This is a genomic window from Sphaerisporangium sp. TRM90804 (genome assembly GCF_029846175.1).
Taxonomy (GTDB): Bacteria; Actinomycetota; Actinomycetes; order Streptosporangiales; family Streptosporangiaceae; genus Sphaerisporangium.
This window is the reverse complement of the sequence record NZ_JARWAC010000003.1, coordinates 41,207-66,834: the sequence shown is the minus strand read 5'-3', so window position 1 is coordinate 66,834 and position 25,628 is coordinate 41,207. Positions and strand designations below refer to the sequence as shown.

The following is a 25,628-nucleotide window of genomic DNA, read 5'->3' as shown; positions in this document are numbered from 1 at the left end:
GTGGGCTAGTGGGTGGTGGGCGCGGCCGCCGGCGCCTGTCGCGGGCCCCGGCTCGTGGCCGGGCGGGCGGCCTCGCCCGGCGGTCCGGCGCAGGGCCCGGCGGCCGGCGTGCGGTCGGCCCGCGGCGGGGAGAGCGGCCGCTCCTCGCGGAGCGCGGTGAGCAGCCGCGCCACCTCGGGGCCGATGTGCGCCAGGGCGTCCGGCCGCATCATGGCGCCGTGCGTCGACGGCGTCTCGTGCACGACCACGTTCCCGTCGACGTGGGGCCGCCACACCCCCGGGTCCGGCACGTCCGGGGGCCGCTCCTTCATCGCGGCGAAGACCACCAGGTCGCCCCGGTAGGCGGCGCCGGTGACGGACCCGGCGATCTGCCAGTTCCGGGCGAAGACCTCGGTCAGCGCGGTCACCGCCTCGGGCGGCAGGTTCTCCAGCGGGCTGCCCGGGCGGCGGACCGTCGCGGTGAACACCTCCAGGCTCGGCTCCTCTCCGACGTCGTCGATCCCCAGCGACCCGGCGAGGCGGCTCAGCACCCGGGGATCGCGTGGGGAGACGGCACGGTCGCGCCCGGCGGCCTCGACCGCCGGGTAGCCGTCCAGGACGACGAGCAGGTCGACGCGCTCGCCCGCCGACTGCAGCAGGACCGCGACCTCGTGCGCCACGCCGCCGCCGAACGACCACCCGAGCAGGTGGTACGGCCCCGACGGCTGGACCGACTGGATCAGCCGCACGCAGTCGGCCGCGATGTCCGCGATCCCCCAGCGCAGCGCGGCGGGGTCGGTGAGACCGCGTGACTGCAACGCGTACAGCGGCGTGCCCGGGTCGAGATGGCGCAGCAGCCCGGAGTAGACCCAGCCGATCCCCGCGGCCGGGTGGACGCAGAACAACGGGGCCCGGTCGCCCTCGGCGCGCAGCGGCAGCAGGGCGGCCAGCGGGTCGCCGCCGCCCGCCCCGGAGCCCAGCCTGCGGGCCAGGAGGGCGGCGGTGGGCGCGTCGAACAGGTCGCGGATGCCCAGCGGCGCGCCCGTCGCCGCGCGCACCCGGGTGATCAGCGTCGCGGCGAGCAGCGAGTGGCCGCCCAGCCGGAAGAAGTCGTCCTCGACGCCGACCTCCGGCACGCCCAGCACGTCGGCGAAGATCCGCGCCATGGCGGCCTCGGCGGGCGTGCCCGGCCGCCGGGACGCGCCGGCCGCGACGGCCGGGACGGGCCGGGGCAGCCGCCTCCGGTCGACCTTCCCGTTGCCGGTCAGCGGCAGGGCGGGCAGGGACACGATCGTCGCCGGGACCATGTGCTCCGGCAGGTGGCGCCGCAGGTACGCGCGCAGGTCGCCCGGGTCGGGCCCGGCCGCGGCGGCGGGCACGACGTAGGCGGCCAGCCGGTGGTCTCCCGGACGGTGCTCGTGGACGGCGGCCACCGCCTGTCCGACGTCCGGACGGCGGGTGAGGGCGTTCTCGATCTCGCCGAGCTCGACGCGGAACCCGCGGATCTTGACCTGGTCGTCGACGCGTCCGAGGAACCGCAGGGTGCCGTCGGCGTGGCGGCGTGCCCGGTCGCCGGTGCGGTACATGCGTTCCCCCGGCGCGCCGAAGGGAGCGGCGACGAACCGCTCGGCGGTCAGCCCGGGGCGGCCGGCGTATCCCCGGGCGAGCTGCGCACCCGCCAGGTACAGCTCGCCCGCGACCCCGTCGGGCACCGGGCGCAGCCTCTCGTCCAGCACGTAGGCGCGCATGGCGTCGATCGGGCCGCCGATCGGCACGCTCTCCTCCAGTTCGGCGACCGTGCGCACCGCGTGGCTCGTGGCGAACGTCGTGGTCTCCGTGGGGCCGTAGCCGTCCACGACCGTGGTGCCCGGGCAAGCCTCCAGCACCCGGGCCACCGCGCCGGGCGGGACGACGTCGCCGCCGGTCCACACCTCGCGAAGGCCCGAGAAGCACGCGGGAAGCTCCTCGGCGACCACCCTGAACAGCCCCGCCGTCAGGAACATCCCGGTGACGCGCCGCTCGGCCAGCAGGCCGCCCAGGACGTGCGGCGTCAGGTCCCCGGGCGGTGCCACGACCACCCGGCCGCCGGCCAGCAGCGGCACCCACATCTCGTAGGTCGAGGCGTCGAAGGCGTACGGCGAGTGCATCAGCACCCGCCGGTGCGCGCCGCCGCGCCAGCGCCGGTCGGCGGCGAACGCGGCCACCGCCCGCTGCTCGACGCCGACGCCCTTCGGCCGCCCGGTCGAGCCCGAGGTGTACATGACGTACGCCAACTGCCCGGGAAGGACGCGCACCCGCGGATCGCCGGCCGGTTCGCGTGCCAGGGAGGGGTCGGCGTCCACCACGACCACCTCGGCGGCGTGCGGGAACGGCCGCGCCGCGAAGGCCCGGTCGGTCAGCAGCACCGGGGCCCCGGCGTCGGCCGTCACCCACGCGAGCTGGCCGGGCGGGTTCCCCGGGTGCAGGGGGACGTAGCAGCCGCCCGCCTTCAGGACGGCCAGGGAGGCGACGACGAGGTCGGCCGAGCGTTCCATCAGCACCGCGACCGGCGTCTCCGGGGTGATCCCCAGCCGTAGCAGCCGGTGCGCGAGCTGGTTGGCCCGCGCGTCGAGCCGCGCGTAGGTCAGCTCGGCGCCGCCGCCCGACACGGCGACGGCGTCCGGCGTGCGCTCCACCTGGGCCCGGAACAGCTCCGGCAGCGAGGCCGCGGGTGGCGGCGGCCCGGCGTCGTTCCCGCCGGTCGCGGCCCGGCGCCGCTCGGCCGCCGACATGATCTCCAGCTCGCCGAGCGGGAGGTCCGGATCGGCGGCGACGGCGGTCAGCAGCCGAACGAAGCGGTCGGCGATCCGCGCCGCCCCCTCCGCGTCGAACAGGTCGAGTGAGTACTCCAGCTCGGCGTCGAGCGCCGCCGCGCGGCCGTCCGGCTCCGGCGGGGCCGTCACCGACAGGGTGAGGTCGAACTTGGCGGTGCTCGTCCGATCGGGCTCCCGGCGCACGGTGAGGCCGGGCAGGTCGAAGCGGGCCGCCGCGTGGTTCTGCACGACGAGCATCACCTGGAAGAGCGGGTTGCGCACGGCCGACCGCTCCGGGTTGAGGGCCTCCACCAGGTGCTCGAAGGGGAGCTCCTGGTGGGCCATCGCGTCCAGCGCGGTGGCCCTCGTCCGGCCCAGCAGCTCGCGGAACGACGGGTCCCCGCCGGTGTCGGCCCGCACGACCAGGGTGTTGACGAACAGCCCCACCAGGTCGTCGAGCGCCTCGTCGGTGCGGCCGGCGACCGGGGTCCCGATCGGGATGTCGGTCCCCGCGCCCAGCCGCGACAGCAGCGCCGCCAGGGCCGCGTGCAGCACCATGAACAGGCTGGCCCGGTTCTCGCCCGCCAGTGCGAGCAGCGCCCGGTGCAGGGGCGCGTCCAGCCTGAAGTGGACGGCGCCACCGCGCGCGGTGGCGCTCGCCGGGCGGGTGCGGCCGGTGGGTAGTTCGAGCCGCTCCGGCACCCCCGCCAGCCGCTTCGCCCAGTACGCGACCGCGAGGCCGTGGACGCTGCCCGGGTCGCCGGGGTCGCCCAGCATCTCGCGCTCCCACAGCGCGTAGTCGGCGTACTGCACCGGCAGCGGCAGCCACCCCGGCGCCGTCCCCTCGCGGCGCGCCCCGTAGGCCGTGGACAGGTCGCGCGCCAGCGGCGCCATCGACCAGCCGTCCGCGGCGATGTGGTGCAGGAGCAGGACCAGCACGTGCTCGGTCCGCGACAGCGTGAACAGCCCGGCGCGCAGCGGGAGGTCGGCCGCCAGGTCGAAGCCGCGCGCGGTGTACTCGGCCAGCGCGGCGTCCAGCGCCGCCGGGACGACCTCGCGCGACTCGACCTCGGGCCGCGCCCGCGCGGCGGGGATGATCCGCTGGAAGGGGACCCCGCGCGTGTCCTGCGGGTACACCGTGCGCAGGACCTCGTGGCGGGCGACCACGTCGCACAGGGCCGCCCGCAGCGCGGCGACGTCCAGGACGCCGGACAGGCGCAGGACCGTCGGAATCGTGTAGACCTCACCGGGTTCCAGCTTGTCGAGGAACCACATGCGCCGCTGGGCGCTGGACAGCGGGATCACGGCCCCTCCTCCGGCCGCGGCATCGGCCGCAGGGCGGGGCGTCGCGGCGCCCGCGCGCCCAGGTGCCCAGCCAGGCCTTCGACGGTGGGGGTCTCGAACAGCGCCCGCACCGGTATCTCGACGCCCAGCGCCGAACGCGCCCGGCTGACCAGGCGCATCGCGGTCAGGGAGTTGCCGCCGAGGTCGAAGAAGTCGTCGTCGATCCCGACCCGCGTGAGCCCCAGCACCGCCGCGAACAACGAGCACAGGGTCTCCTCCCCGGGGTCGCGCGGCGCCCGGCCGGTGCCCTCGGACGGCAGGTCGGGGGCGGGCAGCGCCTTGCGGTCCACCTTTCCGCTCGCCGTCCGGGGCAGGGCGGGGAGAACCGTGATCGTGGTCGGCACCATGTACTCGGGCAGGTGCCGCCGCAGGCGCGCGCGCAGGTCCGCCGGGTCGGCGGCGGCCGAGGCGGCGGGGACGGCGTAGGCGACCAGCCGGGGGTCCCCCGGCCGGCGTTCGTGCACCACGGCGACCGCCTGCGCGACGGCGTCGTCCTGGAGCAGCGCCGCCTCGATCTCGCCGAGCTCGACGCGGAACCCGCGGATCTTGACCTGGTCGTCGACGCGGCCGAGGAACTGCACGGAGCCGTCGCCGCGCCGGCGCACCCAGTCGCCGGTGCGGTACATCCGCTCTCCCGGGCCGCCGGAGGGGTCGGCGACGAACCGCTCGGCGGTCAGTCCCGGGCGGCCGGCGTACCCCCGGGCGAGCTGCGCGCCCGCCAGGTACAGCTCGCCGGCGACCCCCACCGGCACCGGGCGCAACCGGGCGTCCAGCACGTGCAGGCGGGTGTTCCACACCGGCCGGCCGATCGGGACGCTCGCCGCCGTCGCCTCCGCGCCGGGGTCGTACCGGAAGGAGCTGACCTCCACCGACGCCTCGGTGGGGCCGTACAGGTTGTGCAGCTCGGCGTCCAAGGCGGCACGGAACTGCCCGGCCAGGTCGGCCGGCAGCGCCTCGCCGCTGCAGAGCACCCGGCGCAGCGTCGTGCAGCCGGACGCGGCGGCCTCCTGCAGGAACACGGCCAGCATCGACGGCACGAAGTGCGCCGTCGTGACGCGTTCCCGCCGGATCAGCTCGGCCAGGTAGACCGGGTCCTTGTGCCCCTCGGGCTTGGCCACGACCAGGGTGGCGCCGTGCAGGAACGGCCAGAAGAACTCGCGCACGGAGACGTCGAACCCGGCGGGCGTCTTCAGCAGCACGCGGTCGTCGGGCGTGAGGCCGTACTCGGCCTGCATCCACGTCAGCCAGTTGACGACGCCGCGCTGCGGGACCACGACGCCCTTGGGGCGGCCGGTGGAGCCGGAGGTGTACATCACGTACAGCGGGTGGCCGGGCGACGGCGGGCTGAGGAGCTCGTCGTCGAGCACCGGCCCGGCCGGCGTGGCCGCCAGCCTCTCGCGCACCCGCGGGTCGTCCACGACCAGCAGCCGGTGCCCGCCCGGCAGCCGCCCCGCGCGTTCGGCCGTCGTGACCACCAGCGCCGGGCGCGCGTCGCCGAGCATGTAGGCGATGCGGTCGGCCGGGAGGTCCTGGTCCAGCGGAAGGTACGCCGCACCGGCGTGCACCGTCGCCAGGAGCGCGGTGACGAGGTCGGCCGAGCGCGGCAGCGCCAGCGCCACCACCCGCTCGGGGCCCGCGCCCTCGGCCGCCAGCAGCCGGGCGAGCCGGTTCACCCGCTCGCCGAGCCGGGCGTAGGTCAGGTCGCCGTCCTGCGACGTCAGGGCGACGGCGTCCGGGGTCCGCTCCACCTGGGCGCGCAGCAGCTCCGGCAGCGTGACGTCGGGCACCGGCCGCGCGGTGGCGTTCCACGCGTCCAGCTCCCGCCGCCCGGCGTCGTCGAGCAGGTCGATGCCGGCCAGGCGGGCGCCGGGGTCGGCGATCACGGTGTCGAGCAGCCGCACCAGGCCGTCGGCGATCCGCCGCACCGTGGCCGCGTCGAAGACGTCGGTGGCGTACTCCAGCATGACGTCGAGCCCGAGGGCGCCGCCGTCCGGCTCGGACCGCTCGGAGACGTTGATCAGCAGGTCGAACTTCGCGGTGCGCGCGTTGACCGGTTCGACCGTGCCGGTCGTCCCGGCCATCGCGACCGAGGTCACGACGTCGGTCCGCAGCATGAGCATGACCTGGAACAGCGGGGAGCGCGCGAGCGAGCGCGACGGCGCCAGGTCCTCGACCACCCGGTCGAACGGGATGTCCTGGTGGGCGAAGGCGTCCAGGGCCGTCGCGCGCGCCCGCCGCACCAGCTCGGTGAAGGAGGGGTCGCCCGACGCGTCGGTGCGCAGCACCAGGGTGTTGATGAAGAAGCCGATCAGGTCGTCCAGCGCACCGTCGGTGCGGCCGGCCACGCCCGTGCCGATCGGCAGGTCGTCCCCGGCGCCCAGGCGGTGCAGCAGCGCGGCGGTGGCGGCCTGCAGCACCATGAACAGCGTGCACTCGTTGTCCTGCGCGATCCGGCGCAGGGCCCGGTGCCGCCCGGCGTCCAGGCGGAACGTCACCCGGTCGCCGCGGTGGGTCGGCACCGCCGGATGCGGCCGGTCGAACGGCAGGTCGAGCGCGGACGGCAGCCCGTCGAGGGCCCGCCGCCAGTACGCCAGCTCCTGGCTGAGCTGGCTGCCGGGGTCGTCCGCCGAGCCGAGCACGTCGCGCTGCCAGACCGTGTAGTCGGCGTACTGCACCGGCAGCGGCGGCCGGCCCGGGGCCCGGCCCGCCGCCCGAGCGTCGTAGGCCGCCGTCAGGTCCCGCAGCAGAATGCCCTCGGACGTGCCGTCGCTGGCGATGTGGTGGGTCAGCACCAGCAGCACGTGGCGGTCGGGCGCGACCGTGAACAGCCAGGCCCGGATCGGCGGCTCGGCCGCCAGGTCGAAGAGGTGACGCGACGCCTTGAGCACCTGGGCGCCGACCGTGTCCGGGGCGCTGTCGACGACCTCCAGGACGGGCTGGATCTCGTCGACGCCCGCCACGTGCTGCGTCACCTCGCCGTCGGACTCGGCGTAGGTCGTGCGCAGCACCTCGTGCCTGAGCATGAGGTCGGCCAGCGCCATGCGCAGCGTGCCAGGGTCGAGGGCGCCGCGCAGGTCCACCGCCTGCTGGATGTTGTAGGTCGGGCTCGGCCCCTCCATCTGGGCCAGGAACCACATGCGCCGCTGACCGGGGGAGACCGGCCGTCCCGCCGGGCGGGCGCGCCGCAGCGCCGGCCTGGCGGGCGCCGCGGCCGCCGCGTCGACGAGCGCGGCGAGCCCCCTGATGGTGGCGTCGGCGATGAAGTCGGGCATGCGGACGCGGCACCCGAACTCCGACTGCAGCCGGGTAAGCAGCCGCACGGCGGCGAGCGAGTGGCCGCCCGCGGTGAAGAACTGCTCGGTGAGCCCGGCGGCCGGGCGTCCCAGCAGGTCCTGCCAGATGGCGGCCACGGCCGCCTCGGTGGCGGTGGCGGGCGCCTCGGCGGGCCCCGCCGGGGCGCGGTGGTCGGGCAGGTTCGCGTAGTCGACCTTCCCGTTGGCGGTGACCGGGATCTGGTCGAGCCGGACCGAGTAGGAGGGGATGGCGTACGCCGGGAGCAGGTCGGCGAGGAAGGCCCGCAGCCCCGCGTGCTCCAGCCTGGCCTCGGCCGACCGCGGCAGCCAGTACAGCGCCAGGGCGTTGGCGCCGTCCGGCTCGCGCACGTTCCGGACGATGGCCTCCTTCACCGCGGGGTGGGCGCGCGCGGCGACCGCGACCTCGCCCATCTCGATCCGGTGTCCCCGGATCTTGACCTGGTCGTCCTCGCGGCCGAGGAACTGCAGCTCGCCGGAGCCCAGGTGCCGCACCATGTCGCCGGTGCGGTACATGCGGTCGCGGGTGCCCGGGACGAACGGGTCGTCCAGGAACCGCTCCGCGGTGGTCCCGGGGTCGCCGAAGTAGCCGTCCGCGGCGCACACGCCCCCGATGTACAGCTCGCCCGGGACCCCGGTGGGCTGCGGCTCGCCGTGGGCGTCCAGCACGTAGTACCGGCAGTTCTGCATGGGCCTGCCGTAGGGGATGCTCGGCCAGCGCGCGGGGACCTCGCCGACGACGTGGTAGTTGGACCAGATGGTCGCCTCCGTCGCGCCGCCCATGGCCAGGATCACCGGGTCGGCGAAGCGGCGCCTGAGCTCGGCCGGCAGGGTGACCGGAATCCAGTCGCCTGAGAGCATGACCAGCCGCAGCGCGGCGCGCTTCAGCTCGTCGCCGCGCGCGGCGAGCAGCGGGGTGAGCCGTTGCATCGCCGCGGGGGCGGAGTCCCAGACGGTGACGGGCTCGCCGCACAGGATGTCGGCCAGCCGCTCGGGGTCGGCGAGCTCCGCCTCGTCGGCCAGGCGGATCGACGCCCCGGCGGTGAGCGACCCCCAGACGTCGTACACCGACAGGTCGAAGCTGAAGGAGGTGACGAGCAGTACGCGGTCGCCGGGCCCGATCCGCTGCGTCCGGTTGATCCAGTCGACGAGGTTGGCGAGGCGCCTGTGGGCGACGACGACGCCCTTGGGCTCGCCGGTCGAGCCGGAAGTGAAGATCACGTAGGCGACGTCGTCGCCGGCCGGCCGGGCCGGGACGGCGGGCGCGGCCGGTAGCTCGTCGACCCCGGGGTCGACCACCAGGAGCGCGGGCGCGGCGGCGGCGTCCGGGAACGAGAGCGTGTCCTCCCAGGCCTGGCAGGTGATCACGGCCTTGGGCGCCAGGCGGGCCACCACCGAGTTGATCCTCATGGGGGGCAGTGCGGTGTTCAGCGGCACGTAGGCCGCCCCGGTGAGCGCGACGCCGATCATGGCACTGATCGCGTCGGGCCGGCGGTCGAGGTGGAGCGGGACGAAGTCGCCGCGCCCGACGCCGTGCGCCCGCAGCCAGCCCGCGATGCGGTGCGCCCGGCCGGCGAGCTCGCCGTAGGTCAGTGACGCGGTCGCCGTGCGGACGGCGACGGCGCCGGGCCTGGCGTCCGCCTGGCGCAGGAAGCCGTCCACGACGGTGGACTCGGCGTCGAAGGGCCGGTCGGTCGCGTTGAACGCGACGACGGTGCGGTGGCGCTCCTCCTCGGACATGACCGGGACGCGCGCCACGTCGGCGGACGGGTCGGCGCACACCCGGGCCAGCAGGGCCTGCAGGCGGTCGAAGAACAGCTCGGCGTCCTGCTCGGCGTACCGCTCCGCGCGGAAGCGGATCAGGCAGGAGCCCTCGGCGAAGTCGGTCCACGACAGCGCGAGGTCGTACGAGCGCGGGTCGGCGTCCTCGACGCGCAGGGTGACGCCCGTGGCGGACGCGGCCGCCCGCGCGCGGCTGAAGCCGGCCTGGAAGCGCGGCGCGCTCACCGGCTCCCCGGCCGCGAACGCGGGGAACGCCAGGGCGTGCTCGTCGACGCGTCCCAGGTGGTCGAGCAGGCGGGCCTGGAAGGCGGTGAAGTCGGCGCCGTCGGCGGCGTCCACCGTCACCGGCACGTCGAAGGACAGCGGGCCGAACACCCCGGCCAGCTCGGGATAGGCCTCCCGTGCCGACCACTCCACGGCGACCGTGACCGCCCGGCCGGTGAGCCGCCGCAGCAGCACGTGGAACGTTCCCAGCACGATGTCCTGGTAGGAGCATCCGTGGTGGGCGGCGGCGCGGAACACGGCGGCGTTGACGGCGGGGTCGAGGGTGAACGGCAGCTCGTGGACCCGGCCCTCGTCGTAGCCGACGGCCGGCAGGACGGCGTCCCGCGCCCGCGCCGTCTCCTGCCGCCAGAAGAGCCGGGCCTCGGCGTCCTCGCCGGCCTCGGTGAGGAACTGGGCCACGTCGGCGTACTGCGGGTGCTCCTCGTCGGGAAGGGCCGGAGCCAGGCCCAGGGCGCTCGCCAGCTCCCGCGCCGCCCTGCCCAGCGACGCGGGGTCGGCCAGGAAGCGCGGCAGGCTGAGCCGGACGAGCGTGGCGCCGTCGTCGCCTTCGGTGAGCCGCGGGCGCAGGACGAAGGTGTCGTTGACCACCAGCGGGTTGGGGGCGGCCTGCTCGGTCAGCTCCACCGCCGGGATGGGGCGGGGGATCTGCGCGGGCTCGGCCATGCCGGGAATCTGCTGGAAGTCCGATCTGAGGAGGTCGTGGCATCGGGCGGTGTCCAGAAAGGCACGTTCCAGAGCGGCGCGGTCCACGGGCACGGGGATGTGGATGTGGGCGGTGATGTCCTCGGTCAGCACGGAGGGCCAGGCGAGGCGGCGGAGGATGTCGCGCTGGACAGGGGAGATGGCGTAGCCCTCTATCCGGGATAAGGAAGAGGGGGGCGCGTCTACCGTCATTGTGATGATCCCTACCGGTGTCCTGTGGCGTTCAGATGGCGTTGAGCCTGGTGTGGAAGTCGCACACCCCGACGTTCACCCGCTGCGGCCCGAGGATGGGCCTGCGCCCGTGGGCGCAGCGGATGTTGTCCAGCAGCAGCACGTCGCCCTGGCGCCAGTCGAAGCAGACCTCGTTGGCCAGGTAGACGTCGCGCAGCTCGGCGATGTCCCGATCGGAGACGGGGGCGCCGTCTCCCCAGAAGGTGGTGACCGGCAGCTCGTCGGGGGAGTAGTCCCCGAGCAGCCGGTCGCGGATGGTCTCCTCGACCATCGCGATGTTGCTGAAGAGCAGGTTGTTGGCCCAGACCTGCTCGCCGGTGACCGGGTGGCCGACCGCCGGGGAGAACCGCGCGGAGAAGCCGGTCAGCACGTCGCCGCTCCACCGCTGGTCGAACGCGCCGAGCAGCCGGGCCTGCCTGCGGATCTCGGCGGGGTCGGCGGTCTTGAAGTAGCCCTTGGCGTCCACCCCGATGCCGGGGTGGAAACGGCGCTGGAGCACCCACCCCTGGGTCTCGAAACGGCGCCTGAGGTGGGGCGGCAGGTCGCGGTAGACCCGGGCGCAGTCGGCGAACGGCGTCTGGCCGCCGGAGGCGCCGGTCTGCTCGCACCAGAAGACGAGGTAACGCGGCCACGCGACACGGTCGCAGTAGTCGTTGTGGTACCAGACGTTCTCGTGGTCGGTGACGAACTGGTTGTGGGTGTTCTGGTCCTGCACCAGGTACGGGGCGTCGCCGCTGAACGTCCGCACCACCGCCTCGAACGCGGCCTCCCGCGCCAGGGGGAAGCCCCGGAACAGCACGGCGCCGGTGCGGCGGAGCAGCTCCTCGACGCGCTCCCTGTTGTGCGCGGCCCACTCGGCGAGGTCGCCCGCGCCCGTCGCCGTGACCAGGTGCAGCCTGCCGTCCTCGGCCGTGTCGACCTCGACCAGGTTCGCGCTGGACACCCGCATCGTCGCGGCTTTGGCGATCTGGAGCCTCATGGCAGTTCCCGCGCGGTGATCCGCGTGCAGTCGACGGAGTCGGTCATGGCGACGACGACCCGGCGCGGACCCTCGTAGGTGTCCCGGCCGTGCGCGCAGGCCAGGTTGTCCACCAGCAGCACGTCCCCGGCCTGCCAGGCGAAGCGGTAGAGCACCTGGTCGTAGGCCGCCCGGATGGCCGTGAGGTCCTCGGCGGTGATGTCCTCGCCGTTGCCCAGGTAGGTGTTCCGCGGCAGGTTCTCCTTGCCGAACATGGCCATGAGCGACGCGGCGCCCTCGGCCCCGACCCGGGTGTGGTGGAAAAGGTGAGCCTGGTTGAACCAGGACAGCTCACCGGTGTCCGGGTTCTCCACGACCGCGTGACAGAGCTGGCGGGTGCGCAGGTGGTCGTCGGTGACCCACTCCCACTCCATCCCCTCGGCGCGGCAGAAGGTCTCCACCTCGGCCTTGCTGTCGGTTCCGAACACCTCCTGCCAGGGCAGGTCCATGTCGGGGTAGTAGTTGCGCACGTAGAGGACGCCGTGCCTGGCGAACCTGGCCACCAGCTCCCGGGGGAGCAGGCGCAGCAGCCTCCGCGTGTCCGCGATGGGCGTCGCGCCACCGGCGGCGGACGGCCGCAGGCAGCAGAACCACAGGTAGCGCGGCGCGTGATGCGTCCACGACAGCTCGTTGTGCAGCGGGATGACCTGGTCGGGCGGGTACTCGGTCGAGGTGTAGACGCCGCCCGAGACCTTGGTGCGCGGGGTGGAGCGGTGCGAGTACTCCAGCAGGTCGGCGGAGAACGCCTGGACCACCTCGTTGAACTGCTCCGGCCCCGCGACGCCGAACCCGCGCAACAGCAGCGCGCCGCGCCGGTGGAGCTCGCCGGCGAACTCCTCGCGCCGCGCCCTCATCATCTCCGGCGCGGAAAGGCGGGCCGCCCGCGGCTGGACGACGGTGAGCAGGCCTTCGCTGTCCGGCGCGACGGCGGAGGTGAACATGTCACCTTCGGCGATGGGCGCGGCGGAGCGTATTCTCAGGCGCCCTTTCACATTCATCTAATTCCCTGCCAGATTAGAGGGGAAATCGGTGGAGCCGGCCGAGGCGGGCGCGGCGTCCTGACGAGAGGACGGCGCCGCGTGCCGGAGGCTCAGCGGACGCATGTCGGTCCAGTTCGCCTCGACGTGGTCGAGGCATTCCTGCCGCGTTCCCGGCCCCCGGGCCGGTCTCCAACCGGCGGGCACGGCCTGTTCCGCGGGCCAGAGGCTGTACTGCGCCTCGTGGTTGACCAGCACGACGTACGAGGCGGAGGGGTCTTCGAATGGGTTCGTCAAAGGAACTCCCTGAGGCGACGAAAAAGACCGGCGGGCATGACAAAGGGCCGGCTCCGCTGGAAAGGAGAGACACGCACGGCACGGATCAGTGCCGAAAGATTGGCAGACTGCCTCCCGGATCAGAGCGCATCCCCCGATGCTGCGCTTGCGGGCCTAGCATGCAGGCGGCCGCGCCGGACCGTCAAGCGGTAATTTTAAGCGTTCGTGAATTCCGGCCGCTGTCCGAATTTCATTTCCCACCGGCCCGGACGGCCCTTTATGCGCGCGGAGTCCACGGTGAATGTCCACCGCCGGTCGGGCGCGTTATAGACGGCCGGGCGACCACTCGGCGAGTTTCGGCATAACCCATTGAAAGCGTTTCGGCGGCCCTCACCGCCGGGGTTCCTCCGAAGTGCGTCGCGTGGTGAGGGTGGTCCCGGCCGGAGGGATGGTGTTCTTGAGCCGGGTGTGCCCCACCACGGCGGACCTCCGCCTCCGCGATGTGACCGACGCCTCGCGGGCGATGTGCCGTCCTGCCTTGACCCGGGCCGGGCGCCGCCGCGCGGGACGCCGGCGTCCACGCCGCGGGCACGGCGTGAAGAACGGTCCGGGTGTTTTCGGCCTGTCACCGAGACCGCCGCCGTCGCCGGGCCGGCCGATTCCCCGGCGGCAGGGCCGGCGCCGGAAACGGGCGGCGCGACGCTGCGTCCGCCGCTTTACGGCCGGACGGTAAAGCCCCCCGCCGATCGGAGGGATGCCGCCGGATGTCCGGCCGGTCGACGCGCCGTGTCCGCTCGACCACCCGCCCGGAGGTACCGGCGGCGGTCCCCCCGACCACCGCCCGACCGCCCGAGTGGCCGGTGGCAAACCCGTCCGGGAGCCGCGGTCCTGGTCGCCGGCGGCGGTCGTCCGGGGGCCCGGGTGCGCGCGAAGCTCGTGACCGTACACTTCGGCGGGTCGTGATCGGGTGGAACGGGCGGAGATCGGGGGATCGTGGAGGCGAGCGAGGTCGTCATGCTGGTCGTGGCCGCCCTGGCGGCCGGCTGGGTGGACGCGGTGGTGGGCGGCGGGGGGCTGCTGATGATCCCCGCCCTGCTGATCGTGCTGCCGCAGATCCCGCCGGCCACGGCGCTGGGGACGAACAAGCTGACCGCGATCACGGGCACCGCCACCGCCGCGGTGACCTACGCCCGGCGGACGAGGCCGGACCGCTCGGTGGCCGTCCCCGCGGCCGCGCTGGCGGTGCCGTCAGCCGGGCTGGGCGCGCTGTCGGCGTCCAGCGTGCCCGCGGAGTGGTTCCGCGGCCTCGTCATCGTGCTCCTGCTGGCCGTCGCGCTCTTCGTCACCCTGCGGCCGAGCTTCGGCGCGCTCCCGCGGGCGGACGGCGTCTCCCGGCGGCGCCGGCTGGCCGTCATCGGCCTGGGCGGGTGCGCCATCGGTTTCTACGACGGGGTCTTCGGGCCCGGGACCGGCACCTTCCTGATCATCCTGTTCACCAGCTTCCTGTCCATGGAGTTCCTGCAGAGCTCCGCGCTGGCCAAGGTCGTCAACGTGGGCACCAACCTCGGCGCCCTCATCGTGTTCGCCGCCCAGGGCCACGTGCTGTGGCTGCTGGGCGCCGCCATGGCGGTGGCGAACGTGACGGGCGCCGTGCTGGGCGCCAGGACCGCGTTGCGGCGCGGCTCCGGTTTCGTCCGGATCGTCCTGCTGGTCGTGGTGACCGCCACCGTGCTCAAGCTCGGCTACGACCAGTTCCGATGACCGGAAACACGCGAGGCGGACGGGTGCGCAGCGCTCCGTCCGGGAAGGGGGCAAGATGAACGGGACACGGCGACGGCGCCGGGGAAGGGGATGAGCAGGTGCGGCAGCTCAGCGCGCTCGACGCGCAGTTCCTCAACTTCGAGACCGAGACCAACGTCGCCAACATCGCCGGCCTGTCGATCCTCGACGGGCCGCTGACCCGCGAGGAGCTCGTGCGGCTCGTCCGGCACCGCTCCGCGAGCGTCGCGCCGCTGCGGCAGCGGATGATGTCGGTGCCCTTCGGGCTCGACCATCCGTACTGGGTGCAGGACGACACGATCGACCTCGACTACCACGTGCGCGAGCTTGCGCTTCCCGCGCCGGGCGACGACGCGCAGCTCGGCGAGCAGGTGGCGCGGCTGCACGCCCGGCGGCTCGACCGCGGGCACCCGCTGTGGGAGATGTACCTGATCCACGGCCTGCAGGGCGGGCGCACCGGCCTGTACGTCAAGCTCCACCACGCCGCGATCGACGGCATGATGGGCGCCGACGTGCTCGCCGCCTTCATGGACCTCGGCCCCTCCGAGTGCCCGAGCGGTGAGGAGCCGGCCGACGCGCCGGAGGCCGAGCACGGCCCGGAGACGGTCGAGATGCTGGTCAGGACCGCCGCCCGGCTCGTCACCAACCCGGCGCACCTGCTGCGCTTCCTCGTCCTGGCCGCGCCCCGCCTGGACGAGATCCCGATCGTCTCCCGGATGCCCGGCGCGGTGCCGGTGTCCCGGGCCACCCGGCGCCTGTCGCGGTGGCTGGGCGGCGGCGACGAGGTGCCCGAGCTGCCCAGGCTCACCGTCCCGCGCACGCCGTTCAACGGCCCGGTGTCCGCGCACCGCCGGTTCGCGTTCGTGGACCTGCCGCTGGACGACGTCAAGCGGGTGAAGAACGCCTTCGGCGTCAGCGTGAACGACGTCGTGATGACGCTCGCGGCCACGGCCCTGCGGCGCTGGCTGATCGAGCACGACGCCCTGCCCGACGAGCCGCTGGTGGCGGGCGTGCCGTTCTCCCTGCGCGACGTGGGCGCCGACGCCCCCGGCAACCAGGTGACGCTCATGATCACGTCCCTGGACACGCAGATCGCCGACCCTCGCGAGCGCCTGCAGGCCGTCCACAAGGCGATGGGCCGCATCAAGGACCGCTTCAACCTGGCCTCGGCGCGATGGCTCCGCCACCTGAGCGAGAGCATGCCCGCCGCCCTGACGGGCCTGGCCGACCGCGCCGCCCTGAGCCTGATCTCCCAGACGACGCCGCCCGTGAACCTGATCGTCTCCAACGTCCCCGGCCCGCAGATCCCCCTGTACGTCTGCGGCCGCCGCCTGCTGGCCCAGTACCCCGTGTCGGTGGTCACCGACGCCAGCGGCGGCCTCAACATCACCGCCTTCTCCTACAACGGCCGCATAGCCGTGGGCATCGTCGCCGACCGCAAGATGGTCCCCGACGTCTGGGCCCTCACCGCCCACCTGAAGGACGCCCTGGAGGAGCTGAAGACCCTCACCCCGTCCTCCTGACACCGGGGTGGGGCGCCCGCGCGGTTTCGTCCGGCCGCTCGGGCCGAGCCTGGTCACCAGGACGACGAGCCTTGTCACGAGGACAGGGAGACACCACCTGTCTCCCTGTTGCGGGGTTTGTGGTGATTTGCGTCCTGTAGAGGCTGGGCAGAGCAGGGCTTTCCTCGTCGCCGAATAAAATTCTAGGCGAACCGTGTCGCGCCGGGGCTGTGCGCGACTCTTGGGGCTGGAAGCGGGGCTTCACGACGTGGAGGCGGCATGTCTGGCTGTCTGGAAGGCAAGAACGCGCTGGTCACAGGGGCCACAAGTGGGATCGGGCGGTCGGTGGCGTCCGCCATGGCGGCGAACGGCGCCGGCGTGGTGGTGAGCGGCAGGAACGCGGCCAGGGGCGACGCGGTGGTCGAGGAGATCCGGCGGGACGGCGGGCGGGCGGTCTTCGTCCAGGCCGACCTGACCGACCGGGCGTCGGTGCTGCGGCTGGCCCGGGAGGCGCTGGACGCGTCGGGCGGCCGGGTGGACATCCTGGTCAACAACGCCGGCATCTACCCGTTCACCGGCACCGAGGAGACCAGCGAGGAGGTCTACGACCAGACCTTCGCCGTCAACGTCAAAGCCCCCTTCTTCCTCGTCGCGGCCCTGGCGCCCGCGATGGCCGACCGGGGCCAGGGCGCGGTGATCAACCTGAGCAGCATGGCCGCCGGCTTCGCCATGCCCGGCGGAGCGCTGTACGGGGCGACCAAGGCGGCACTGGAACTGCTCACCAAGGCCTGGGCCACCGAGTTCGGGCCGCGGGGGGTGCGGGTCAACGCCGTCGCCCCCGGGACGATCCGCACCGAGGGCGTCGAGGCCATGGGCGAGGAGTTCGACCACCAGGTGCACCTCGCCCCCGCCGGCCGCGCGGGGCGGCCCGAGGAGATCGCCGACGCGGTGGTCTTCCTGGCCGCGGACACCGCCTCGTTCGTCCAGGGCACCGTCCTGGCCGTCGACGGGGGCCGGGTCGCCGTCTGAGAGCGGGCCGGGGACCAGGGGGGCCGACCACGGAGGGTGCTGTGCCGCACGGTTACGCGAGGCGCGAGGACGAGCGGCTGCTCACCGGGCGGGGCCGCTTCGTCGCCGACATCGAGGCGCCGGGATGCCTGGAGGCGGCCTTCGTCCGGAGCGCGGTCGCGCACGGCGAGCTGCGCGAGGTGACCTGCGCCCCCGCCCTGGAGGCGCCCGGGGTGCTGGGCGCCTGGTCGGCCGCCGACCTGCCCGGGCTCCCCTCGCCCGGCCTGCCGGCCTCGGGTCCGCCGGACGAGCCCGTCCTGCTCACCACCCTGACCAGCGCGGAGGCCGTGGCCGGCCGCGAGTGGCCCTCCCTGGTGACCGAGCGGGTGCGCTACGCGGGCGAGGCGGTCGCCGTGGTGGTGGGCGAGGACCGCTACCGCGCCGAGGACGGCGCCGCCCGGGTCGGCGTCCGCGTCGACCCGCTGCCCGCCATGGTGACGGCCGCCGCCGCCCTGCGGGGCCCGGCCCTGTTCGACGGCCTGAGCAACGTCGCGCTGGAAGGCTCGGCGGGCGCGCCGATCGACGAGGCGGTGTGGCGGCGGGCGGCCGTCGTCGTCGAGGCGTGCTACCGGCAGCAACTGCTGCTGCCCACCCCGATGGAGTGCCGGGCCTTCCTCGCCGTGCCCCGCGGCCAGGAGCTGACGGTGTGGTGCTCGCACCAGATGCCGCACCGGCTGCGCCGCGAGCTGAGCGGGATCCTCGGGTGGCCCGCGGGGCGGATCCGGGTGGTGGCGCCCGACTGCGGCGGCGCCTTCGGGTCCAAGAGCGCCACCTTCCCCGAGTACGTCGTCGTCGCCTACCTGGCCGCGATGCTCGGCCGGCCGGTCCGGTGGATCGAGGACCGCCTGGAGTCGCAGCTGGTCGCGACGCGCGGCCGGGGCCAGGACCAGCGGGTGCGGCTCGCCGCCGACGCCGACGGCCGCCTGCTGGCGTACGAGCTGACCATCGACGCCGACGTGGGCGCCTACCCGCACCTCGGGGCCGGGCTGCCAATGCAGACCGCCAAGATGGCGACCGGGCCCTACACCACCCCCCTGGTGCACGCCACCGTCCGCTCGGTGCTGACCAACACGATGATGACCTACCCGTACCGCGGCGCCGGCCGGCCGGAGGCGGCCACCGCGCTGGAGCGGACGATGGAGGAGCTGGCCCGCCGGCTGGGCATGGACCCGGCCGAGCTGCGGAGGCGCAACCTCATCCCGCCCGGCCGCTTCCCGTACGACACCCCGACCGGCCGGCGCTACGACAGCGGGGACTACGCCGCCGCCCTCGCTCTCGCCCTGCGGACCCTCGACTACGACCGGTGGCGGGCCGAGCGGGACCGGCGCCGCGCCGACCCGGACGCGCCGCCGCTGGGCATCGGCCTGTCCTGCTACGTGGAGCGCTCCGGCGGCGAGCCGGGCGGGCTGCACGAGTTCGGCGGCGTCGAAGCGTGCCCCGACGGCACGGTGGTGGCCCGATGCGGCAGCGCCTCCACCGGGCAGAGCCACGAGACGACCTTCTCCGCGCTGGTCGCCGACACCCTCGGCCTGGACCCCGCGCTCGTCCGCCTGATCGAGGGGGACACCGGCGAGGTGGCCGACGGCATGGGCTCGTTCGCCAGCCGCACGGCGCAGATCGGCGGCGCGGCGCTGCGACGGGCCGCCGAGACGCTCGTGGAGCAGGCCCGGCTGCGGGCCGCGACCCTGTGGGAGCTGCCGGTCGACCAGGTGCTCTGGTCGGCCGGCACCTTGCGCCCGGCCCGGGGCGTCGCGCCCACCCTGGGCCTGGGCGAGCTGGTGAGGGCCACCGGGCCGCTGCGCGTGGACGAGCGGTGCACCTCCGGCATGGCCTTCCCGTTCGGCACCCATGCGGCGGTGGTGGAGGTCGACGTCGACCTCGGCGCCGTACGCGTGCTGCGGCTGGTCGCGGTGGACGACTGCGGCGTGGCGCTCAACCCGGCGGCGGTGCACGGGCAGGCGCTCGGCTCGGCCGTCCAGGGCATCGGCCAGGCGTTGTACGAGGGGGTGCCCTACGACGACGACGGCGCGCCGCTGCTGCCCAACGGGCTGCTGGACTACCTGCTGCCGACGTTCGCCGAGGTTCCCCCCATCGAGATCGCGAGCACCAGCACGCCGAGCCCGGTCACGCCGCTGGGCGCCAAGGGAGCCGGGGAGTCCGGATGCATCGGCACCCCGGCGGCCGTCGTCAACGCCGTCGCCGACGCGCTGCGGGTCGCCGACCCCGGCCTGCTGCGGATGCCGCTCACCCCCGACGTCGTGTGGCGCGCGGCACGCGCCCCGAAGGCGGGCGACGACCGGTGAAGCTCCCGGCCTTCGACTACCTCGCGCCGAGCACGGTTCCCGAGGCCGTGGACGCGCTGGCCGACCCCGGCCGCCGGGCCGAGGTCCTGGCCGGCGGCCAGAGCCTCCTCCTCGACATGCGCCTGGGACGCGCCGGCCCGGGGCTGCTGGTCGACGTCAACGGCGTCGGCGGCCTCGACCAGGTGCGGGTGCGCGACGGCGCGCTGGAGGTCGGGGCCCTGGCCCGCCACCGCGTGTTCGAGTCCCCTGCGGCGGCGCCAGGCCCGCTCGGCCGGCTGCTCGCGCTGACCGTCGTCCACATCGCGCACCCGCCCATCCGCGCCCGGGGCACCGTGGTCGGCAGCCTGGCGTGGGCCCACCCGGCGTCCGAGTGGTGCGCCGTCGCCCTCGCCCTGGACGCGGCCATCGAACTGCGCGGCGCCGCCGGCGCGCGCACCGTCGCGGCCGGGGACTACTTCCACGGCGCGCACGCCACCGCGCGCGTCCCGGGGGAGCTGATCACCGCCGTGCGGCTTCCCCTGCTCGGCCCGGCCACGGGCGTCGCGTTCGTCGAGCACCGCCGCACGGAGTTCTGCTTCGCCCAGGTGGCCGTCGCGGCGGCGCTGACCGTGCGCGACGGGGTGATCGCCGAGGCGAGGATCGGGCTGGCCAACTGCGCCGACCGGCCGCTGCGCGCCCACGCCGCCGAACGCTCGCTGGCCGGCGCCGAAGCGGGCCCGCCCGTCGCCGGGCGCCGCCCGCCGCCGGAGCACCCGTTCGCCAGGGCGGGCCGGATCGCCGCCGAGCGGGACGCCCGTCCCGTCCCCGAGCCGTACGCCGATCCGGAGTACCGAAGGCACGTCATCGCCGTACTGGTGGGACGGGCGCTGTGCCAGGCGTCGGCCGACCTGGCGGCGCACACGGGCCACGACCGGCCAGGGGGAGACCGCCCATGAGGATCACGCTCACCGTGAACGGCCGGGACCACGCGCTGGACGTGGAGCCGCGGCGGGTCCTCGCCGACGTGCTGCGGGAGGACTGCCGCCTGACCGGGACGCACCTGGGGTGCGAGCAGGGCGTGTGCGGGGCGTGCACCGTGCTGGTGGACGGCGAGGCCGTCCGCTCGTGCCTGCTGCTGGCCGTGCAGTGTGACGGGCGGGCGATCCGCACCGTGGAGGGGCTCGCCGGCCCCGACGGCACTCCCCATCCGCTTCAGCGCGCCTTCTCCGCCGAACACGCCCTCCAGTGCGGCTTCTGCACGCCCGGCTTCCTCATGCTCGCCGCCGGAGCCCTGGAGTCCGACCCCGCCATCGCCGCCGACCCCGAGCGGGTGCGGGCCCTGGTCGGCTCCAACCTGTGCCGCTGCACCGGCTACGAGCCCATCCACCGGGCGATCCTGCGCGCCGCGTCCGAGTGACCCCCGCGCATGGTCGCGCCGCCGTGGCCGGCGCCGGGAGGCCGCCCACGGCTCACGCGCCTTCGTCACCGTGAGGCGCCGCCCCCACCGGTACCCGGTGGGCGCGAAGGGGTTCACGACGTTCTCGATCGAAGACGGCTGGAGCGGCGGGCTCCTGCTCGGCGACTACGTCCTGCGCCTGCGGGTGTAAAGAATCTTTGACATGATGTCCGTGTCGCTTTACATTGGTCGATGTCAGCCTTGTTCTACGCGGGGAGCGGCATGGCCTTCGAGGAGAAGCGCGCCTGGATGACGATCGTGGTCACCGTCTGCGCGTACACGATCTATGTGGTGACCGTCCTGCGCCGGGCCGGCGACGGCCCGCTCGCCGACGTCGCCTACGCGGGAACCCTGCTGTGGACCATCGGCGGCGCCGTCGCAGCCGCGATCGTGGCCTCCATCGCGATGGCCGTCGCGGGCGGCCACGGCGCCGACCGCACCGACGAGCGCGACCGTGAGATCAACAAGGTCGGTGAGCGCATCGGGCAGTCGATCGTCGTCATCGGCGCGCTCGCCGCGGTGATCATGGCCATCGCCGAGCTGCGCCACTTCTGGATCGCCAACGCCGTCTACCTGGCGTTCGTGCTCTCCGCGGTGCTCAGCTCGCTGGCCAAGATCATGGCGTACCGCAAGGGCGGTTTCCAGACGTGGTGAAGCCGACGCGGGTCGCCGACGTGATCCGGGCCCCGCGGTTCGCCCACGACGAGCTGCCCCGGGCCGAGCCGGCCGACCAGGTCGGCGTCACCCGCCAGACCGTCATCGCGATCGAACAGGGTCGCCACCCCCTCGCTGGAGACGGCGTTCCGCGTCGCCCGGGTGTTCCGGGCCGGACTCGACGACGTCTTCCGGCACCCCGCCCCCCGAAGGAGACCCCCGATGAAGGCGATCATCCAGGATGAGTACGGCCCGCCCCACGTGCTGAGCCTCGGCGAGGTCCCGATCCCGGCGCCCGGCGCCGACGATGTGCTGATCCGCGTCCACGCGGCCGGCGTCGACTACGGCGTGTGGCACCTCATGACCGGGCTGCCGCTCATCGGCCGCCTCGCCTTCGGCCCGCGCCGGCCCCGCAACCGTGTGCCCGGCATGGACGTCGCCGGCGTCGTGGAGTCCGCCGGCGCCGACGTGAGCGCGTTTCGCCCCGGCGACGAGGTGTACGGCGAGGCGACCGGCGCGTACGCGCAGTTCGCGCTCGCCCGCCAGGGCAAGCTCGCCCGCAAGCCCGCCAACCTGAGCTTCACCGAAGCGGCGGCCGTACCCACGTCGGGAGTGACGGCGTTGCGGGTTGTCGGCCAGGTCACCGCCGGAGAGAAGGTGCTGGTCATCGGCGCCGGCGGCGGGGTGGGCAGCTTCGCGACGCAACTCGCGGTCGCCGGCGGCGCCCACGTCACCGCCGTGTGCAGCACGGCCAAGGCCGACCTCGTCCGGTCGCTGGGCGCCCGGGCCGTCATCGACTACACGCGCGAGCCGCTCACCGGCACGTACGATCTGATCATCGACATCGCGGGCATGCGGCCGCTGCCCCTGCTGCGCGGGTTGCTCACCGAGCGAGGCCGGCTCGTTCTCGTCGGCGGCGAGGGCGGCGGCCGGTGGTTCGGCGGGCTCGGCCGGCTGCTGGCCGCCCGGCTGGTCAACCTGTTCACGCGCCAGCGCCTGGACGCGCTGATCGCGCTGACCCGCACCGCCGACCTGGACGCGCTGCGCGACCTCATCGAGGCCGGGGCCGTGCGACCGGCCGTCGGGCGCACGTACTCCCTGGCCGAGACCCCCAAGGCGGTGGGTGACCTGGCGGCGGGCAACGCGCCGGGAAAGCTCGTCATCACGGTCGAGTGACCCCGGGCGCCGCCGAGATCGGTACCCTGCGGCGAGTCCCGGCGGAGCGGTGTGTCCGATCCACCGGAAGATCGCCCCGCCGCGCGGCGACGGCCTCGGCCTCGCCGCCGACGCCTTCTCGTCCACCACCCGAGCGGCCGACCCCGACGCCCACCGCGCCCACGCCTCGCGCGGTCGGGCGGGCGGTGAAACTTTCAGCAGGTGGGCGGGGTCAACGGCAGGTCGGGCGGTCGTGCGGGGGCGGCCCTTGTCTCCTTCGCGCGCGCGAACCAGTCTCTAGGGATCGGGGACGGTGCCATCCAATCTCCGGCGTGGGAAGGGTCTGATCCGTCATGCGCAGAGGCGTGAAGCGTGCGATCCCCGTAGCTTTGGCTGTATCCCTGTCCCTGGCCGTGCTCTCGCCCCAGCCTTCGCTGGCGAGCGGGCCCGACCAGGCGGAAGCGGCCGCCCGCGCGCCCGCCGGCCACCCCCGCCCGTCCCTCGGCCACCACCGGCCGACCAACGGGTTCTCCCCGCGCGGCCCGTGGAACACCCGGCTGCCCCGGCACGTGCCGCTGGCGCCCAACTCGCAGGCCATCGTGAACAACATCAAGTCCGACAAGGAGAACAACTACGGCTCCTGGGCGATCAACACCGACACCTACTCGACGCCGATCTACCACGTCGGCCGCCGGACGCCGAAGAAGCGCTGGAAGTTCTCCGACTGCCTGAACCTGCCGGAGCTGGCACCGGTGATCGCCGACAGCCTCGCCGCCGTCCCGACGCCGGACGACATGCTGGTGTCCCAGGGAACGGACGCGTCGGTCACCATCTACCAGCCGTCGACGGACACCTACTGGGACTTCTGGCGCGCCGAGCGGGACGCCGCCGGGCAGTGGTCCGCGTGCTGGGGCGGGAAGATCGAGAACTACTCGAAGAACCCGGGGATCTTCGAGAACCCGCTCGGCGCGACGGCCACCGGCCTGCCGTTCGGGGCGTTCACGATCCGGATCGAGGAGCTGCGCCGGGGACGCATCGACCACGCGCTCAACATCGTCACCGTCCGCACGAGGGCCGGCTGCCACGCCTGGCCCGCGACGCGCGACGACGGCTTCGTCGAGGGGGAGGACATCCCCTGCGAGGGGCAGCGCTTCCGGCTGGACCCCACGTTCGACGTCTCCACCCTGACCAGCCCCGCCGCGCGCACCATCGCCCGCGCCATGCAGGAGTACGGCCTGATCATGACCGACAAGGGCGGCGCCCTGGTCACCTACGCCGAGGACCCGCGCCCGTACATGGCCGAAAACGGCGGCGTGGACCCGTACACCGCCCTCTTCGACCCCGACGACCTGGTCCCCGACGGCTCCGAGAAGTACGTGGTCCTCAGCGAGATCCCCGTAGACCGCCTCCAGGCCCTCCCCTACGACTACGGCCGCCCCACCCGCTGACCCTCACCAGCGGAAGGCGATATTCACCCGCCCGTCCCCGAAAAGGTGCCTTCGGCGCGCCTTCCCAGGGCGCCCCTGCCCCCACCGGGCATCGGTTCGCCGCGCAGGCGAGGGATTCGGGGGCGCACGGGTTACCGCCGGTCGTTCCACGTCAGGAACCTCAAGGGACGAACCGGCTGCACTTCACGTCGCCCAGGAAAGCTCTCCAGCCACCAGGCGTGAGGGTGAGTACGGGGCCGGTCGGGTTCTTGCCGTCTCGGACGGCTACGACGCCGGGAAGGTCGGTGGCGACCTCCACACATTCACCGCCGTTGTTGCCGCTGCGAGAGCTTTTCCCCCACACGGCCACGAGTGCCTTGCTCGCGAAGCGGTGCTGTCTTGGGTCGGCGAGTCTCGCCGAGAAAGGGCGCGCCGAAGGCACCTTTCGTGGGCGGGGGGAGTGGTGCTCGTCAACGCTCGGTGGCACCGTCGACGCGTTGGCGGCGGCGTCGGCCGTTGTGGTGGGCGGAATGCTGGATCAGCACGGGGTGGGTGGAGCGTCGCCGCCGTCGGGGGGTGGGCTCAGGCGTCTGTGCCGTTCGTGGACTCCCAGCGCAGGAGGTCGCCGGGCTGGCAGTCGAGGGCGTCGCAGAGGGCGGCGAGGGTCGCGAAGCGGACGGCCTTGGCGCGGCCGTTCTTGAGGACGGCCAGGTTGGCGGGGGTGATGCCGACGCGCTCGGCCAGTTCGCCGACGGACATCTTGCGCTTGGCCAGCATGACGTCGATGTCGACGACGATCGGCATCAGATGACCTCTTCCAGCTCGGCCCGCATCCGCGCCGCCTCGACGTCGCGCGCGACGGCCTGGGCGAGCAGCATCCGCAGCACGAGCACGACGAGCGCTACCCCAAGGACCGCCAGGGAGGCGCCGCAGATCAGCAGGACGATGCCCGGGGCGACGGCTTCGCCCGGCGCCAACAGGACGGCGAGCGCGAAGACGTCCACCGCCGCGGCCACGAACGCGCCGATCACGATGTGCACGTACCGGAAGGCGGCGTGGGAGAACACCGTGCCGCGCCGCACCATCGTCACCAGCCGCCAGACGCAGACCAGGACGACCTGGGCCGTCACGATGCCCAGCAGCATGATCACGATGAACGGGGTGCGCAGGTACGCGTATTCCGGCCTGAGTGCCTCCATGTCGGCGGCCAGCAGCGGCACCATCACCGCCTGCACGAACACCGACCCCGCGAGCAGCGCCGCGATGACGGCACGCAACGCGAGCACTGTCAGCTTTCCCATCGTCTCTCCTTCGATTGAGCAGCGATGGAAATCTATCGATAATCGATAGTTCTGGCAAGCGGTCGAACCGCGCGTGCGAGGTGGGCCCTCGGTCCCCGTCGTCGACCGCCGCGCCGGCCGCGCCACCGCACTCGTTCCGGGTGGTCGCGTGACGGCCTCGCCGACGGCGGCCGAACACCAAGGGCCGTCGATGGCGTGCAGGTGGCCGACGAGGTCGTCGGTCAAGTGTGCCGCGATAACCGGCCGAAGCCTGACGTTCCTGGTCAACTCGGCCCCCGCCGCTCCGGTCTCAGGTTTCCTTGGCCGG

Annotated in this window: 17 protein-coding genes; 9 read left to right on the top strand and 8 right to left on the bottom strand. The window is 74.1% G+C overall.

Going from position 1 to position 25,628, the window contains the following annotated elements; genetic code table 11:
* Positions 1-5 precede the first annotated feature (5 nt).
* From PYR91_RS03450 to PYR91_RS03430, 5 genes are all read right to left on the bottom strand, one after another.
* Entirely contained in the window at positions 6-4,076 is a 4,071-nt protein-coding gene (locus tag PYR91_RS03450) for an amino acid adenylation domain-containing protein (RefSeq protein WP_279777438.1), read from the bottom strand.
* Entirely contained in the window at positions 4,073-10,288 is a 6,216-nt protein-coding gene (locus PYR91_RS03445; protein ID WP_279777437.1) for a non-ribosomal peptide synthetase, read from the bottom strand. The genes PYR91_RS03450 and PYR91_RS03445 overlap by 4 nt, the downstream gene beginning before the upstream one ends.
* A 130-nt stretch (positions 10,289-10,418) precedes the next feature.
* A complete protein-coding gene (locus PYR91_RS03440; RefSeq protein ID WP_279777436.1) occupies positions 10,419-11,405 on the bottom strand; it encodes a TauD/TfdA family dioxygenase in 987 nt (328 codons plus the stop codon).
* Positions 11,402-12,385, bottom strand: coding sequence for a TauD/TfdA family dioxygenase (locus tag PYR91_RS03435; protein ID WP_279777435.1), 984 nt, complete (start codon positions 12,383-12,385; stop codon positions 11,402-11,404). Before PYR91_RS03435 ends, PYR91_RS03440 begins: the two co-directional genes overlap by 4 nt.
* 57 nt (positions 12,386-12,442) lie before the next feature.
* Positions 12,443-12,718 carry an MbtH family protein gene (locus PYR91_RS03430; protein ID WP_279777434.1) on the bottom strand — a complete coding sequence of 92 codons (276 nt, stop codon included), beginning with the start codon at positions 12,716-12,718 and terminating at the stop codon, positions 12,443-12,445.
* 972 nt (positions 12,719-13,690) lie between these two features.
* On the opposite strand from PYR91_RS03430, the gene PYR91_RS03425 reads away from it, so the two are divergent.
* The 9 genes from PYR91_RS03425 to PYR91_RS03385 all read left to right on the top strand — a co-directional run bounded on the left by PYR91_RS03425 (position 13,691) and on the right by PYR91_RS03385 (position 24,041).
* Complete coding sequence (locus PYR91_RS03425) at positions 13,691-14,458, top strand: TSUP family transporter (protein ID WP_279777433.1); 768 nt, start codon at positions 13,691-13,693, stop codon at positions 14,456-14,458.
* Positions 14,459-14,556: 98 nt separating this feature from the next.
* Positions 14,557-15,999, top strand: a complete 1,443-nt coding sequence (locus PYR91_RS03420) for a wax ester/triacylglycerol synthase family O-acyltransferase (RefSeq protein WP_279777432.1) — start codon at positions 14,557-14,559, stop codon at positions 15,997-15,999.
* A 258-nt stretch (positions 16,000-16,257) separates the two neighbouring features.
* On the top strand, positions 16,258-17,007 hold the full coding sequence (locus PYR91_RS03415; protein WP_279777431.1) for an SDR family NAD(P)-dependent oxidoreductase: 750 nt from the start codon (positions 16,258-16,260) through the stop codon (positions 17,005-17,007).
* A gap of 41 nt (positions 17,008-17,048) precedes the next feature.
* Entirely contained in the window at positions 17,049-19,349 is a 2,301-nt protein-coding gene (locus PYR91_RS03410) for a xanthine dehydrogenase family protein molybdopterin-binding subunit (RefSeq protein WP_279777430.1), read from the top strand.
* Complete coding sequence (locus PYR91_RS03405) at positions 19,346-20,284, top strand: FAD binding domain-containing protein (RefSeq protein ID WP_279777429.1); 939 nt, start codon at positions 19,346-19,348, stop codon at positions 20,282-20,284. Before PYR91_RS03410 ends, PYR91_RS03405 begins: the two co-directional genes overlap by 4 nt.
* Positions 20,281-20,745, top strand: coding sequence for a 2Fe-2S iron-sulfur cluster-binding protein (locus tag PYR91_RS03400; RefSeq protein WP_279777428.1), 465 nt, complete (start codon positions 20,281-20,283; stop codon positions 20,743-20,745). Before PYR91_RS03405 ends, PYR91_RS03400 begins: the two co-directional genes overlap by 4 nt.
* 231 nt (positions 20,746-20,976) lie before the next feature.
* Positions 20,977-21,438 carry a hypothetical protein gene (locus PYR91_RS03395; protein ID WP_279777427.1) on the top strand — a complete coding sequence of 154 codons (462 nt, stop codon included), beginning with the start codon at positions 20,977-20,979 and terminating at the stop codon, positions 21,436-21,438.
* A 222-nt stretch (positions 21,439-21,660) separates the two neighbouring features.
* Positions 21,661-22,614: an NAD(P)-dependent alcohol dehydrogenase gene (locus PYR91_RS03390; RefSeq protein WP_279777426.1), complete on the top strand. Its 954-nt coding sequence runs from the start codon at positions 21,661-21,663 to the stop codon at positions 22,612-22,614.
* A 344-nt stretch (positions 22,615-22,958) separates the two neighbouring features.
* On the top strand, positions 22,959-24,041 hold the full coding sequence (locus tag PYR91_RS03385; protein WP_279777425.1) for a hypothetical protein: 1,083 nt from the start codon (positions 22,959-22,961) through the stop codon (positions 24,039-24,041).
* Positions 24,042-24,201: 160 nt separating this feature from the next.
* Here the strand turns inward: PYR91_RS03385 and PYR91_RS03380 are convergent, their stop codons facing one another.
* The 3 genes from PYR91_RS03380 to PYR91_RS03370 form a co-directional block, all read right to left on the bottom strand.
* A complete protein-coding gene (locus PYR91_RS03380; protein ID WP_347942863.1) occupies positions 24,202-24,384 on the bottom strand; it encodes a DUF397 domain-containing protein in 183 nt (60 codons plus the stop codon).
* Between the two features lie 218 nt (positions 24,385-24,602).
* Positions 24,603-24,824 (bottom strand): helix-turn-helix transcriptional regulator, encoded by a 222-nt coding sequence (locus PYR91_RS03375; RefSeq protein WP_279777423.1) that lies wholly within the window; start codon positions 24,822-24,824, stop codon positions 24,603-24,605.
* The gene (locus PYR91_RS03370; RefSeq protein ID WP_279777422.1) at positions 24,824-25,321 is read right to left on the bottom strand and encodes a DUF2975 domain-containing protein; all 498 of its coding nucleotides are present in this window, start codon (positions 25,319-25,321) and stop codon (positions 24,824-24,826) included. The genes PYR91_RS03375 and PYR91_RS03370 overlap by 1 nt, the downstream gene beginning before the upstream one ends.
* Positions 25,322-25,628 lie beyond the last annotated feature (307 nt).

Bases quoted from the DNA above. Each gene is read 5' to 3' on its own strand.
- PYR91_RS03390 (WP_279777426.1), top strand. From the start codon at position 21,661: ATGAAGGCGATCATCCAGGATGAGTACGGCCCGCCCCACGTGCTGAGC.
- PYR91_RS03440 (WP_279777436.1), bottom strand. From the start codon at position 11,405: ATGAGGCTCCAGATCGCCAAAGCCGCGACGATGCGGGTGTCCAGCGCG.
- PYR91_RS03400 (WP_279777428.1), top strand. From the start codon at position 20,281: ATGAGGATCACGCTCACCGTGAACGGCCGGGACCACGCGCTGGACGTG.
- PYR91_RS03395 (WP_279777427.1), top strand. From the start codon at position 20,977: ATGTCAGCCTTGTTCTACGCGGGGAGCGGCATGGCCTTCGAGGAGAAG.
- PYR91_RS03435 (WP_279777435.1), bottom strand. From the start codon at position 12,385: ATGTTCACCTCCGCCGTCGCGCCGGACAGCGAAGGCCTGCTCACCGTC.
- PYR91_RS03375 (WP_279777423.1), bottom strand. From the start codon at position 24,824: ATGCCGATCGTCGTCGACATCGACGTCATGCTGGCCAAGCGCAAGATG.
- PYR91_RS03415 (WP_279777431.1), top strand. From the start codon at position 16,258: ATGTCTGGCTGTCTGGAAGGCAAGAACGCGCTGGTCACAGGGGCCACA.
- PYR91_RS03370 (WP_279777422.1), bottom strand. From the start codon at position 25,321: ATGGGAAAGCTGACAGTGCTCGCGTTGCGTGCCGTCATCGCGGCGCTG.